This is a genomic window from Actinoplanes sp. NPDC089786, from assembly GCF_040684855.1.
Taxonomy (GTDB): Bacteria; Actinomycetota; Actinomycetes; order Mycobacteriales; family Micromonosporaceae; genus Actinoplanes.
The window spans coordinates 197,668-210,867 of sequence record NZ_JBFBGU010000016.1 but is presented as its reverse complement, the minus strand read 5'-3'; the positions used below and the strand labels follow the sequence as shown (position 1 = coordinate 210,867).

The 13,200-nt window shown below is 70.6% G+C and carries 11 protein-coding genes; 3 read left to right on the top strand and 8 right to left on the bottom strand.

Annotated features, from left to right (window positions below):
• Positions 1–28: 28 nt before the first annotated feature.
• The 6 genes from AB0O15_RS33950 to AB0O15_RS33925 all read right to left on the bottom strand — a co-directional run bounded on the left by AB0O15_RS33950 (position 29) and on the right by AB0O15_RS33925 (position 8,079).
• Positions 29–2,839 (bottom strand): glycoside hydrolase family 2 TIM barrel-domain containing protein, encoded by a 2,811-nt coding sequence (locus tag AB0O15_RS33950; protein ID WP_364327237.1) that lies wholly within the window; start codon positions 2,837–2,839, stop codon positions 29–31.
• A 35-nt stretch (positions 2,840–2,874) separates the two neighbouring features.
• Positions 2,875–4,941, bottom strand: a complete 2,067-nt coding sequence (locus tag AB0O15_RS33945) for a PQQ-dependent sugar dehydrogenase (protein WP_364327234.1) — start codon at positions 4,939–4,941, stop codon at positions 2,875–2,877.
• A gap of 241 nt (positions 4,942–5,182) precedes the next feature.
• Positions 5,183–6,382 (bottom strand): PP2C family protein-serine/threonine phosphatase, encoded by a 1,200-nt coding sequence (locus AB0O15_RS33940; RefSeq protein ID WP_364327231.1) that lies wholly within the window; start codon positions 6,380–6,382, stop codon positions 5,183–5,185.
• Between the two features lie 50 nt (positions 6,383–6,432).
• Positions 6,433–6,867 carry an ATP-binding protein gene (locus AB0O15_RS33935; protein WP_364327228.1) on the bottom strand — a complete coding sequence of 145 codons (435 nt, stop codon included), beginning with the start codon at positions 6,865–6,867 and terminating at the stop codon, positions 6,433–6,435.
• A gap of 41 nt (positions 6,868–6,908) precedes the next feature.
• Complete coding sequence (locus AB0O15_RS33930; RefSeq protein ID WP_364327225.1) at positions 6,909–7,628, bottom strand: GAF and ANTAR domain-containing protein; 720 nt, start codon at positions 7,626–7,628, stop codon at positions 6,909–6,911.
• Between the two features lie 37 nt (positions 7,629–7,665).
• A complete protein-coding gene (locus tag AB0O15_RS33925; protein ID WP_364327222.1) occupies positions 7,666–8,079 on the bottom strand; it encodes a CBS domain-containing protein in 414 nt (137 codons plus the stop codon).
• Positions 8,080–8,227: 148 nt separating this feature from the next.
• On the opposite strand from AB0O15_RS33925, the gene AB0O15_RS33920 reads away from it, so the two are divergent.
• Positions 8,228–10,531 carry a nitrate reductase gene (locus AB0O15_RS33920; RefSeq protein WP_364327219.1) on the top strand — a complete coding sequence of 768 codons (2,304 nt, stop codon included), beginning with the start codon at positions 8,228–8,230 and terminating at the stop codon, positions 10,529–10,531.
• Between the two features lie 4 nt (positions 10,532–10,535).
• Complete coding sequence (locus AB0O15_RS33915; protein WP_364327216.1) at positions 10,536–10,994, top strand: hypothetical protein; 459 nt, start codon at positions 10,536–10,538, stop codon at positions 10,992–10,994.
• Between the two features lie 21 nt (positions 10,995–11,015).
• Here AB0O15_RS33915 and AB0O15_RS33910 read toward each other — a convergent pair whose 3' ends face one another.
• The gene (locus tag AB0O15_RS33910) at positions 11,016–11,582 is read right to left on the bottom strand and encodes a TetR family transcriptional regulator (protein ID WP_364327213.1); all 567 of its coding nucleotides are present in this window, start codon (positions 11,580–11,582) and stop codon (positions 11,016–11,018) included.
• An 85-nt stretch (positions 11,583–11,667) separates the two neighbouring features.
• Between AB0O15_RS33910 and AB0O15_RS33905 the strand changes: the two genes are divergently transcribed.
• Complete coding sequence (locus AB0O15_RS33905) at positions 11,668–12,129, top strand: cupin domain-containing protein (protein ID WP_364327210.1); 462 nt, start codon at positions 11,668–11,670, stop codon at positions 12,127–12,129.
• A 14-nt stretch (positions 12,130–12,143) separates the two neighbouring features.
• On the opposite strand, the gene AB0O15_RS33900 is transcribed toward AB0O15_RS33905, so the two are convergent.
• Positions 12,144–13,193: a LacI family DNA-binding transcriptional regulator gene (locus AB0O15_RS33900; protein WP_364327207.1), complete on the bottom strand. Its 1,050-nt coding sequence runs from the start codon at positions 13,191–13,193 to the stop codon at positions 12,144–12,146.
• Positions 13,194–13,200 lie beyond the last annotated feature (7 nt).

Below are 13,200 nucleotides of genomic sequence, written 5' to 3'. Positions count from 1 at the left end.
TCCCCCCGAGGCGTGCGGCCGGTGGTGATCAGGCGCCGAAGCGGAAATAGACGGTGCGGTGATAATCGCCGGTGGCGACGTTCGGCTGACTCTCGGGACCCAGCGCTCCGGCGCTGTGGAACTTGTTCCCGATGGGCGCGATACCGTCCAGGAACGACAGGCCCTTCGACGGGTACGGCGCCGTGGCGGTGATCGGGTCGGGCCCGACCGCGGGCGTGAACAGGCGCAGGAAGAGACCGTCCTCGGCGGCGACCATCGTGATGGTGCCCTCGGTGGTGCTCAGCGCCGCCCAGCAGGTACGGGCGTGGTAGCCCTTGAACTCCGGGTACTGGAACCCGCTGGAACCGGTGGCCGTGTTGTTGTACTGCTTGGTCCAGACGTCGGTCGACACGCCCCGCAGCCGGTTCTTGTAGACCCGGTGCGGCCCGTCGCCCAGCCAGGTCAGGCCCCGGACGTTCGCCTCCGGGTAGTCGAAGCCGACGCCGAAATAGCTGTGGTTGCCGGTCCGGCGGTAACGGTATTCGAGCTGGAGCCAGCCGTTGGCGTCCAACCGCCACCGCACGGTGCTCAGATCACCGGTGTAGGTCGCCTCGACCACCCACGCCGTGCCGTCCTGGAAATGGGTCAGGCCGCCGAAGGTCGACGAGCCGTCAGCCGGCGCCGGACCGTTGGTCAGCGATATCGGCATGCCGGCCTGCCGCACCCCGGTCACCCGTCCGTTCGCCTTGCCGATGGTGACGGCGGTCGGGCCGGAGGTCATGGTGATGCCGGTGGCATCCTCGACGGCGGTCACGCTGCCGGCGGCCGGGACCACCAGCCGCCGGGCGAAGTCGGCCGCCTTCTTGATCCGCCAGGTCCAGCCGACGACGGCGCGTCCGGTGGGATCCGTCGCGCTCAGCATCAGCGCGTCGGAATCGTTCCAGTCGGCCGGAAGGTCCAGCCGCAACGAGCCGACGGCGCCCGGGGCGATGGCCGGGCCGGCCAGACTGCCCTGCGCGGTGACGGTGTGCCCGGCGCCGGCTCCGGGCGCCGCAAAGGTCACCAGCTGCCAGTGGAACCGGCACTGGCCGACATCGGTGAAGGCGTACCGGTTCACGATCTTGACGGTCTGGTCGAACGACGCCGGGAAGGTCGAGGCGTAGTAGCCCGGGTTGTTGAGCTGGATCGGGGACCAGATGTCGCGGATCGTGAAGAAGCTGGCCTCCTTCTCCCGGAACGGGCCGAGGATGCCGTCGGGCGCCCGATTCCCGAAGGTGTCGAGGGCGCCGCCGCGGTCGTCGCGCACCACACTCTCGTCGAACAGCGCCCAGATGAACCCGCCGGCCGACCGCTGCCCGCCGCCCATCACCCGCCAGTAGTCGTTCAGACCGGCGCCGGCGCCACCGTCGTAGAGGCCGTGCAGGAACTCGGTGGGCATGAACACGGTGCCGCCGGCCGCCTTGCCGACCGTGCTGTCGTACGACTGGTAGTGGCTGGTGTCGACGTTGTTGAACGTGGTCCACGGGTGCAGGACGGTGCGCTTCTGCGGGTCGTGCTGGACGAAGTCGTCGTCGAGCCCGACGTTCCATCCGCCCTCGTTGCCGTTGTCCCAGAACACGACGGAGGGATGGTTGACATCACGGCTCACCAGCGCTTCGACCAACGGCGCGCCCACCCCCTCGTCGTAGCGCTTCTGCCAGCCGGCGAGCTCGTCGAGAACGTACAGGCCCAGCTCGTCGCACAGGTCGAGGAAGTACGGGTCGGGCGGGTAGTGCGACATCCGGACGGCGTTCATGTTCATGTCCTTCATCAGCCCGATGTCCAGCCGCGCGATCCGGGGACTGGAGGCCCGGCCCAGGGTCGGCCAGAAGGTGTGCCGGTTGGCGCCCTTGAGCACCACCCGGCGGCCGTTGACGTAGATGCCGTCCCCGGCGCGGACCTCGACCGTGCGGAAGCCGAACCGGGTGCCGACGGTGTGCAGCGGCGGGCCGGAGCCGGTGACCACCGAGATCTCGACCTGGTAGAGGTTCGGGGTCTCGGCGGTCCACAGCAACGGTGTGTCCACCGCCGTCGTCAGCGTCGCCCGGGTGGCGCCGGCCGGGACGGCGACCGAGAAGGCCGCGCCGACCGCGGTGCCGTCCAGCCGCCTGATCTGGCCGGTCACCCGCCCGGCGGCGGTGACACCGCCCAGCAGCACGTCGGCGGCGAAGGCGCCGTCGGCCCGTGCGTCGACCGCCACCCGGTCGATGTGAACGGCCGGGACGGCGCGCAACGAGACCGGCCGGAAGATCCCGCCGAAGTTCCAGTAGTCGCCGCGACGCTCGGCGTCGTTGACCGAGTTGTCGGAGGACTCCTTGCTGACCGTGGCCTCCAGCAGGTTGGCCTGGCCCAGCCGGAGCAGCGCGGTCACGTCGTACCGGAACTCGTAGAAGCCGCCGCGGTGCCGCGGCCCGGCCGAGGCGCCGTTGACCCACACCTCGGTGTCGGTCATGGCGGCCTCGAAGACCAGGTGGATCCGTCGCCCGGCCCACGAGGCCGGCGGGGTGAAGGTGTGCCGGTAGTTGCCCCGCTCGTCCGGGACCAGGGCGGACCCGTAGTTGTAGCTGCCGAATCCCTGGCACTCCCAGTTCGACGGAGTGGGAATCGTGCTCCACTCCCCGCTGCGGCGCCCGGCGGTGACCTGGAAGTCCCAGTCGACGGTGTGGTCGGCGTCGGTTCCGGTCAGCGTCATCGTCTCGGTCACCGGGCCGGCGAGCGCCGCCCGGGCCGGCGAACCGAACCCCAACCCGACCGCGGACAACCCCGCGGCCCCGACGCCGGCCGCGCCGATCGCCAACAGGTCACGACGGTTGATCTGCACGTTCGCCTCCCGGTCGTTCGCCGATCGATGTGCGGTCAGGTGCCGAGCGTCACGCGGAAGATCTTCTCGTCACTGTTGTTCGGGGTGCTGTCCTTGTCACCCGCGTTGCTGGTGGTCAGCCAGAGGCCGCCGCCGGGGGCGGGCTCCACGGTGCGCAGCCGGCCGTAGGTGCCGTTGAAGTAGGTCTGCACGTCGATCAGGCTGGTGCCGCTGATCACCTCGCGGTACATCCGGGTGCCGCGCTGGCAGGCCACATAGAGCACGTCGCGGACGATCGCGATGCCGGAGCACGAGCCCTCACTGGTCGGGTACGTGTGTTTGGGCGCGAGGAACCCGGCCGTGCCGCAGGTGCCGCTGGTGCCCTCACAGGCCGGCCAGCCGTAGTTGCCGCCCTTGGTGATCAGGTTCGTCTCGTCCATGATGCCGTCGCCGAACTCCTGCTCCCAGAGCCGGCCCTGCGAGTCGAAGGCCAGCCCCTGCGGGTTGCGGTGGCCGTAGCTCCAGATGTAGTTGCCGAACGGGTTGTCCGAGGGGACCGAGCCGTCCGTGTTCAGTCGAAGCACCTTGCCGTTGAGGTTGTTCAGGTTCTGGGCGTTGGCGCCGTTCTGCGCGTCGCCGGTGCTGGCGTAGAGCTTGCCGTCCGGTCCGAACCGCAGCCGGCCGCCGTCGTGGTACTTGTTGCGCAGGATGCCGGAGATCAGGATCTGCTCGGTGCCGGTGTTCAGGGTGTCGCCGTCGAGCCGGATCCGGACGATGCGGTTGTCGCTCGGCGAGGTGTGCATGATGTAGAGCCAGTGGTCGTTGGCGAAGTCGGCGGAGACGGCCAGGCCGAGCAGGCCGCCCTCGCCGTCGGTGTTCTGCACGTTCGGGACCGTGCCGAGGATGGTCTTGGCCCCGGTCGCCGGGTTGAGCCGGATGATGTCGTGGGCGTCGCGGCGGGTGTAGAGGATGGTCCCGTCAGCCAGCGTGACCAGGCCCCACGGCAGGTCCGTCTCGGTGGCGATCTGGGTGACCCCGCAGACCGAGCTGCCGCACGCCGCCCCGGTGGTCACCGTGACGCTGTTGCTGCGCGGGGACGTGTTGGCCTGCGCGTCCCGGGCAACCACGTAGTAGGAGTAGGCCGTTCTGGCCGTCAGCGCACTGTCGATGAACGACGTGGCCGGCGGGGTGGTGGCGGTTCCGGTGATCGTGCCGACCTTGGCGTTGTCCCGGAAGATGTCGTAGGCCCGCACGCCGATGTTGTCGGTGGCCGCGGTCCAGTTCAACGTGACGGTGGTCCCGGACGCCGAGCCGGTCAGCCCGGCCGGCGCGGTGGGGGGCTCGTCGTCGTCCTGGCAGTGCGGCGGGGTGATCGACACGGTGGTGCTGGCCTGGGACACGTTGCCCGCGGCGTCCCGGGCGTTGACGTAGAGACCCCAGGTCGCCCCGGCGACCACGGTCAGGCTGGTGGAGAGCGTGGTTCCGCTGACCGACTTCATCAGCTGCCCGTCGTGGAAGATGTCGTAGAAGGCCACCCCGACGTTGTCGGTCGAGGCGTTCCACGCGAACGTCACCGCGTCACAGACCAGATCACTCACCCGCGGATTGCCGGGCACACTCGGCGGCTGGGTGTCTCCCCCGGTCGTCCGCCATTTCTGGTTGCCCTGCCCGTTGCACGTCCACATCCCGACCTCGGCGCCGTTGGCCGTGTTGCCGCCCGTGACGTCCAGGCAGAGGCCGGACTGCACGCCGGTGATGCTGCCGTCGGAGTTGAGCCGCCATTTCTGGTTGGCGTTGCCGGTGCAGCGGTAGATCTGCACGACCGCGGGGGCGGTGGTGTCCTGACCGGCGACGTCCAAGCACTTCGGCTGGTCGTACACCCGCAGCTCACCGGCCGACGTCAGCGTCCAGGCCTGATTGGCCTGGCCGACGCAGTCGTAGAGGTTCAGCCTGGCGTTGTCCGCCTGGGACTGGGCGACGACGTCCAGGCAGCGGCCGGAATCCACGCCCACCACCGGCGACCCGGCCGCCGCCTCGGCCGGTGCTTGCACCGCCACGAACGCGAGCGTCATCACCCCGATCGCCGTCGTCGTGGCCAGTCGCCGCCGGAGCGCTACGTGCATGAAAGGAATCCGCATACAACCCATCCACCGGTAATCATGTTGACATTCGACAGCCTACATAGCCATTTAACGATGTCAATGGTTGCAAACGCGAATAGAGGACGGCGGGTTAAGCGTATAGACCGGCCGCGGGCCGCCAGAATAAGCAATTCACGCAGGTGCCGTCCGATGGATCCAGATCACTCAGCGTCAGAATGGCTGCACGGCGGCGGCCGACCCGTCCTATTTCGGGACGGCCCGGCTACCTGAACGAATCGTCGGAGGAGCGCAGGCCGGCGAGCAGCAGGGTGGCGTCGTCCTCCGCGGAACCCTCGTGGAACTCGGCGACCGCATGCGCCAGTTGCCGCAACGTTTCCGGCGCGGACAGCCCGGCCGCGGCGTGCCGTTCGGCGTGCTCGATGAGCCGGCCGGTCCCGAACATCTCCTGCTTCCGGTTCCGCGCCTCGGTGATGCCGTCGGTGTAGAACAGCAGCCAGTCGTTCGGATGCAGGCGGACGTGCCCGGTCGCCACCCGGACGGGGGGCACCCCGAGCGGCGTACGGCGCCGGCCGGGTAGTTCCATCACGAACTTGCCGTCGCGCAGCAGCAGCGGGGCCGGATGCCCGGCGTTGACGTACCGCAGGGAGCCGGTGTCCATGTTCAGCTCGGCCACGATCGCGGTGACGAACCGGGCTTCGGCCCCGAACTGCTCCAGCAGCGCCGCGTCGGCCGCCGCGACCTGCGCCGCGAGGTCACCGCCGGCCCGCCGGGCGGCCCGGATCGCCACCACCGCGACGGTGTACGCCAGCCCGGCGGGCAACCCGTGCCCCACCCCGTCGAAGACCGACATCCAGGCGGTCGATCCGTCGATGGCGTAGTCGAAGCCGTCGCCACCGACGTCGTAGCGTGGCTCGAGGATCGCGCTGATCGTCAGCCGCTCGCAACTGGCCGTCAACGGCGGCAGCATCCGGTCGAGCAGTTCGGCGCTGGCCGACATCGGCCGGGCCCGGCGCGCCCGCAGCAGGAAGTCGCCCTTGGGGGCGGTCACCGTGACCAGGTGACCGACCAGGCCCGCCATCGTCTCGCACCGCCGGCGCAGCACCTCGTCGCCGGCGTCCGGCCCGCCGGGGAAGGTGAACTCGATCACCCCGAGGCGATCCGTGCCGTTGACCATCGGCACCCACCAGCCCGTGTCGCCGGCCGGCTGCGTCCGCACCATGCGAAAGGCCTGGCCGGCGGCGGTGCCCTCGAGCGGCAACGGATCGCCCGAGGGCCGGTCACGGGTCGGGACGGGCCGGAGGGCGCGCTGCTCGTCGTCGACCAGGTAGATCGTCGTCCGGAGGCCCAATGGCGCCAGGGCGGTGGCCACCGCCGGCGCCAGCTCATCGGGCTTCCACAGGTGTGAGCGTTCCAGCACGCCGGTCAGCGCGCCGAGCCAGAGCCCCTCCTGCGTCGATGTCATGCATGCACCCTACGAGATCTTCCGGACGACATCGCGGGCTCGCCCGGCCGTCACGCCGGCGGGATGCGGAACTCGGCCCAGACGTGCTTGCTCGTGCCGTCGGAGTACCAGCCGACGGCTTCGGCCAGCTCACCCACGATGTGCAGGCCCAGGCCGCCCTTCCCGGGCTTCCGCGGCCCGGCGAGCTCGGGAACCGTGCCGGGATCCTCATCGGCCACGTCGAGCACGAAGGTGTGTTCGGTCCGGCGCAGGGAGACGCGGGTGGGCGGCCGTCCGTGCCGGATGGCGTTGGTCGCCAGTTCGGTGGCGACGATCGCCACCTGTTCCGGCACGTCGTCCAGCTTGCCGTCGGGCGGCATCGGCTCGCCGTTCAGGGCCTCGAACAGGCCGGCCCGCAGTCGACGCAGCTCGGCGAAGTTGTCCAGCACCCAGTGCTGGATGTCGTCCGCGGCGTCCGGCGGACGGGAAGCGGTTTCCAAAGACACCCCCCGAATATTCCCGGTGATCGCGAAGTTCAAGCCTCCCGTCACCGGAGGTTGTCGTCGATCAGGCGGGTCGCCGTTTCCGTCAGGGTGGAATCCGTCTCCGCGGCGTGCACGCACAAGGCGGTGAACGCGTGCGCCAGGCTGCCCCCGGACCGGGACATCAGCAGTCCGATGGCCTGCTGGATCCGTGCGCGGACCGTGAGGGCGCCGGCCAGGCCGGCGACCAGTTCGTTCCCGCCGGCGTCGAGGCCGTCGACCCTCCGGTCCACCGGTGTGTCCGTGTCGAACACCGCCCACACGGCCGTGGTCAGAACCTTCATCGCGTCCGGGTCGTGGGCGTACAGGTTCAGGGCGGCTATCGTCGTGCCCTGACCGGCGAACAGCGGGATGGACAACGAGGACCGTAGCCCCAGCCCGAAGGCGACCTCGCGGAAGGCGGGCCAGGCCATGGTGGCGGCGATGTCGGGAACCGCGACCGGCTCGTTCCCGGTCAGCGCCTCGAGGCACGGACCGGCGTTGTCGGTGTACTGGGCCGCGTCGACGGCGACGGCGATCTCGTTGCTCGCCGCCACCGTCGCGTAGGCGCCCTGATATCCGCTGGTCACCGACGCGTAGCTGACGGCGGCGACCCGTCCGGTGCTGAGCACCGCGATGTCGACCAGGTCGGCCCCGATGCGCGAGTCGTCGTCCACGCGGCCGGCCAGGGTGACGATGCGTTGGCGGAGGGGTGTGCCCGGCTGCCCGGGTGCCCTGGACGACAATGCGGTGCCTCCTCGAGGGGAACGCCTGGCCGGACGACTACCGGGTGACGGCGTCGATCAGGTCGCCGACCGGGCGGTCCGGCAGCGCCTTGGCCACGTCGGCGATGGCGACGATGCCGATCAGCCGGTGCCCGTCGATCACCGGGAGCCGGCGTACCTGATGGCCGGACATGGTGCTCAGCACCTCGGCGACGTCGTCGTCGGCGCCGACCGTGACCGGCTTGCCCTGGGCCAGCTCGCCCGCCGTGACCTGCGCCGGGTCGCGGCCCTGGGCGATCGCCTTGATGACGATGTCGCGGTCGGTGATCATGCCCTTGAGCCGGTCGTCCTCGCCGCAGATGGGCAGCGACCCGACATCCAGGTCGGCCATCTTCCGGCTGGCGTCGGCCAGGGTCTCGTTCTCGCCCACGCAGGTGACGTCGGGGCTCATGATCTCGCGTGCGGTGGTCATGGCTCTCCTCCCAATCGGTGGTAGCTGGTCGCGTACCCAGCGGAGCGCTCTTGATTCCTGCCTCCAAAATTTTCGAGTCCCTGAGGTTCCATCAGGCCGAGCCGGGGGATGCCGGTGTGGATCGAGGCGGAGCGGGAAGGAGTACGTCATGACCGACCGGATCGCCGATCCCTGGGGCGAGCGGACGCCGTACGGGCCGGGGGACGCCTGGCCGGCCCGGGTGGACACGCACCTGGCGGACGGGGTTCAGGAGCCGGACGTGGACCGCTGGGTCCAGTCCGCCTCGATCCTGCACTCGAACGGTGACGCGATGGACATCGCGGTCAAGGACGAGCGCATCGTGGGCGTGCGCGGCCGGCCCGGCGACCGGGTCAACCGCGGCCGGCTCGGGCCCAAGGACCTGTACGGCTGGCAGGCCAACCACAGTCCCGACCGGCTGACCCGGCCGCTGGTGCGCGACAACGGACGGCTCGTCGAGACCGACTGGGACACCGCGATGGACCGGCTCGTGCGGCGCTCGCGCGAGCTGCTGGACGGCCCGGGTGGCTGGGGCCATTTCGGCTTCTACACCAGCGGTCAGCTGTTCCTGGAGGAGTACTACACGCTCGGCGTGCTCGGCAAGGCCGGCATCGGCACCCCGCACATGGACGGCAACACCCGGCTGTGCACCGCCACCGCGGCGTCCGCGTTGAAGGCCAGCTTCGGAACCGACGGGCAGCCGGGCTCGTACGCCGACGTCGATCACTGCGACGCGATCGCGCTGTGGGGTCACAACGTGGCCGAGACGCAGACCGTGCTGTGGATGCGGATGCTGGACCGCCGCCGGGGACCGAATCCGCCGGCGATGCTGGCCGTCGATCCGCGGTCGACCCCGGTGGCCCGCGAGGCCGATCTGCATCTGCCGGTGCGTACCGGAACCAACCAGGCGTTGATGAACGGCCTGCTGCGGGAGATCATCGCGCGCGGCTGGTACGACGAACGGTACGTCGCCGAGCACACGATCGGCTTCGACGAGCTCGCGCGGGTGGTGCACGCGTACCCGGTCGATCGGGTCGCCGAAATCTGCGACGTGAAGGCCGCCGACGTGGAACGCGCGGCCGAACTGCTCGGCACCGCCGACCGTCTGTTGTCCACCGTGCTGCAGGGTTTCTACCAGTCCAACCAGGCGACCGCGGCGGCCTGTCAGGTCAACAACCTGCACCTGCTGCGCGGCGCGATCGGCCGGCCGGGCGCCGGCGTCTACCAGATGAACGGGCAGCCCACCGCGCAGAACACCCGCGAGACCGGCGCCGACGGCGACCTGCCCGGCCTGCGCAACTGGGGGAATCCCGACCACGTCCGCGAGCTGGCCGAGCTGTGGAACGTCGACGAGATGACGATCCCGCACTGGTCCCCGCCGACCCACGCGATGCAGATCTGGCGGTACGCCGAGCAGGGTTCGATCAAGCTGCTGTGGATCAGCGCCACGAATCCGGCGGTGTCGCTGCCCGATCTGGCCCGGATCCGCCGCATCCTGGCCCGGCCGGACCTGTTCGTGGTGGTGCAGGACCTGTTCCGCACCGAGACGGCCGAGTACGCCGACGTGGTGCTGCCGGCCGCGACCTGGGGCGAGAAGACCGGCACCTTCACCAACGTGGACCGCACGGTGCACCTGAGCGAGAAGGCGGTCGACCCGCCCGGCGACGCCCGCCCCGACCTGGACATCTTCCTGGACTACGCGCGGCGGATGGACTTCCGCGACCGTGACGGCGAGCCGCTGATCGGCTGGTCCACGCCGGAGGAGGCGTTCGAGGCGTGGAAGCGCTGCTCGGCCGGGCGGCCCTGCGACTACAGCTCCATCACCTACGAACGGCTGCGCGGTGGCGGCATCCAGTGGGGCGGCGAGCGACTCTACTCCGACGGCGTGTTCAACACCGACCCGGACCGCAGCGAGACGTACGGGCAGGATCTCACCACCGGCGCCGAGTTCACCGCCGAGCAGTACCGCGCGAAGCAGCCGGCCGGGCGCGCGTTCCTGCACGCCGCCGACTACCGGCCGTCGCCCGAGGTGCCGTCCGAGGAGTTCCCGCTGCTGCTCAGCACCGGGCGTACCGTCTACCAGTTCCACACCCGCACCAAGACCGGCCGGGCCCCCGAGCTCAACGCCGCGGCGCCGGACGTGTGGGTGGAACTTCACCCCGACGACGCAGCGCGGCAGGACATCGCCGACGGCGATCTGGTCGGCATCGCTTCCCCGCGAGGTGGCATCGAGGCCCGCGCCCGGATCGGCGGCATCCGGCCCGGGGTGGTGTTCGTGCCCTTCCACTACGGCTACTTCGACGTCGCACCGGACGACCGCCGGCCCCGCGCCGCCAACGAGCTGACCGTGACCGCCTGGGACCCGGTGTCCAAGCAGCCGATCTTCAAGGTCGCGGCGGTCCGGATCGCGAAGATCGCCGGACCGGAGGAGTGATCCCATGCACCTCGCCCACTACCTCGGGCTGCTGCACCGCGCCCAGCTCACGCTGGCCGACGCCTTCCGGGAGGTGGCCGGCGCCCACGGCGACGAACCGGACATCGACCACCTCTGCCGGCAACAGGCCGAGCGATGCGACGACCACGCCGCGCGGCTGGAACCGTTCGCCCGGCGGTACGCCGAGGACGCTCCCGACGAGCCGGAACGGTTGCACTCCGACCTGTTCCGCGGCACCCGCACCGGCGGGATCGGCCTGCTGCGCGACCTGCACGACCTCTACCTGATGGCCGTCGAGTGCGAGGTGTGCTGGACGGTGGTCGGGCAGGCCGCGCGGGGCGCCCGCGACCGCGACCTGGTCGAGGTCGTGACCGCCTGCGAGGGCGAGACCACGTTGCAGCTCACCTGGTTGCGGACCCGGATGAAGCAGGCCGCCCCGCAGGCCCTGGTGGTGGCCGACTGACCCGCGCCGGCCGGCCGGTTCCTACCTGCTGACGGTCGTGCGCAGCGACCGCACCGCCTCCGACAGGAGGTCGCGCAGGGTTCGCGTCTCGCCCGGCCGCGTCCATTTCTGGAACGCCGCCTGCTGCGCGAGCATGGCGGCGCCGGTGGCGAACAGCGCGGTCTCCGGATCACAACCCCGCTCGCGGAGCACGGCGGCGATGGCCTCGGCGAGGACGGCGTTCTTGCGCAGTTCGCGCTCCTGCAGCTCGGGGTTGGCGGCCAGGATCGCGTGCCGGCGCGTCACCGCGGCCCGGCGGTCCTCGAACATCGTGTCGGCCGCGATCTCCAACGCGCGCACGACCGCGTCGAGCGGTGGCAGATCTTCGTCGCCGGCCGCGATCTCCCGGATGACCTCCTGCTGGATCTCGGAGCTCAACCCGAACAGCACCTCGCGCTTGTCGGCGAAGTGGTTGAAGAACGTCCGCTGGGTGAGCCCGGCCCGCTGGGCGATCTCGGCGACCGTCGTGCGCTCGAACCCCTGCTCGTCGAAGAGCTCCAGGGCGGCGCCATGGAGGCGCTCGACTGCGTCCGGTTTCCATCGCGGCATTCCCCGAGCCTAGCGATTGCAGCTTGTGAAGTCATGGGTGTACGGTGACTTCACAAGCTGCAATCACGACTTCAGGAGGCTCTTCATGGCCGCTGTATCGATCGTCGGCCCCGACGAGGGCGAGATCATCGCCAGCGGGGCGCTGCAGATCCGGATCCTCGAGGACGGCAGCAACACCGATCACCGCCTGGGCATCGGCATCCTCCCCCTCGCCCCGCACACCTCCGGCCCGCCGCAACATCGCCACGCCAAGCACGACGAGGGCTTCTACATCCTCTCGGGCACCGTGCGGTTCACCATCGGCACCGACAACTACGACGTCGGCGCGGGCAGCTGGGTCACGGTTCCGCCGGGCGTACCGCACACCTTCGGCAACGCGACCGACGACCCGGCGGTCATGCTGACCACCTTCACCCCGGATCTGTACGTGCACTACTTCCGCGAGATCAAGAACCTGGTCGATTCCGGGCAGCCGATGAACCGCGAGACCATGACGCCGATCTGGAAGAACTACGCCACCGAACCATCCACCGAATTCGCTCCGTAACCCCGGCCGGACCGTCAGTCCGCGGCCCGGCCGACGCGCTCACAACCGCAGGTCCGGCCGACGACCAGGTTGCCGGTGAGGCGCACGTGCGCCGCCGCGGTGCCCGGGCGGCGGATCTCCGCCAGGAGCTGCGCGCACGCCGTCCGGGCCAGGTACTCGACGTCCTGCCGCATGCTGGTCAGCGGGGGAATCGTGTAGCGCGCGGCGCCCGTGCCGCCCATCGACACCACCGCGACGTCGTCCGGCACCCGCAGGCCGAGCTCCCAGCACGCGTGCAGCACGCCGATGGCCTGCACGTCCGAGGCGACGAACAGGGCCGACGGGCGGCGGCCGTACAGCGTCCACGGCCGGCCGTGGCGGCTCAGCAGCAGGCCGGCCGCCTGGTAGCCGCCGCCCTCGCTGACCTCGGCGAAGGCGACCAGCCCGTCGCCGGCGGGCCGGCCGGCCCGCCGCTGCTGCGCCCGCCAGCCCTCCAGCCGCAGGCCGTCCGTGCTGACGTGCGGCGGACCGGTGATGCAGCCGATCAGCTCGTGACCGTGGATCTGCAGGTGGTCGACCGCGCGGGCGGCGTCGCGTTCGTCCTCGGTGCTGATGGTGGAGATCCGGTCGTCCGGGTCGGAGCGCTGCTCCAGCAGCAGCACCGGCTGCTCGAGCTCGGCCAGCTCCACTCCCCCGGCCAGCGCCACCCCCGAGGTGATGATCAGGCCGTCGGCCTTGCGGTCGACGAACGTCTGGAGCAGGCGCTCCTCGCTGGCGCGGTAGCCGTAGGTGCTGCCGGTCAGGGTCAGATAGCCCTGTTCGCCCAGGGCCCGCTCGATCGCCTCGGCCAGCGAACCGTAGAACGGGTTGCTGCGGTTGGGCGTGAGCAACCCGATGGTCTGGGTGCTGCCGCCACGCAGCGCGCTGGCGATCGCGTTGGGCCGGTAGCCCAGCTGGTCGATCGCAGCCAGGACCCGAGCCCGGGTGGTGGTGGCGACGGGGCGGGGACCGTTGTTGAGCACGTAGCTGACCACGGCCGGCGAGACCCCGGCGGCCCGCGCCACATCCGATCGAGTTACCGCCACGCCCGGA

Excerpts from the sequence above, each read along its gene's own strand:
- AB0O15_RS33920 (WP_364327219.1), top strand. The coding sequence starts at position 8,228 with ATGACCGACCGGATCGCCGATCCCTGGGGCGAGCGGACGCCGTACGGG.
- AB0O15_RS33910 (WP_364327213.1), bottom strand. The coding sequence starts at position 11,582 with ATGCCGCGATGGAAACCGGACGCAGTCGAGCGCCTCCATGGCGCCGCC.
- AB0O15_RS33940 (WP_364327231.1), bottom strand. The coding sequence starts at position 6,382 with ATGACATCGACGCAGGAGGGGCTCTGGCTCGGCGCGCTGACCGGCGTG.
- AB0O15_RS33945 (WP_364327234.1), bottom strand. The coding sequence starts at position 4,941 with ATGCACGTAGCGCTCCGGCGGCGACTGGCCACGACGACGGCGATCGGG.
- AB0O15_RS33905 (WP_364327210.1), top strand. The coding sequence starts at position 11,668 with ATGGCCGCTGTATCGATCGTCGGCCCCGACGAGGGCGAGATCATCGCC.
- AB0O15_RS33925 (WP_364327222.1), bottom strand. The coding sequence starts at position 8,079 with ATGACCACCGCACGCGAGATCATGAGCCCCGACGTCACCTGCGTGGGC.
- AB0O15_RS33915 (WP_364327216.1), top strand. The coding sequence starts at position 10,536 with ATGCACCTCGCCCACTACCTCGGGCTGCTGCACCGCGCCCAGCTCACG.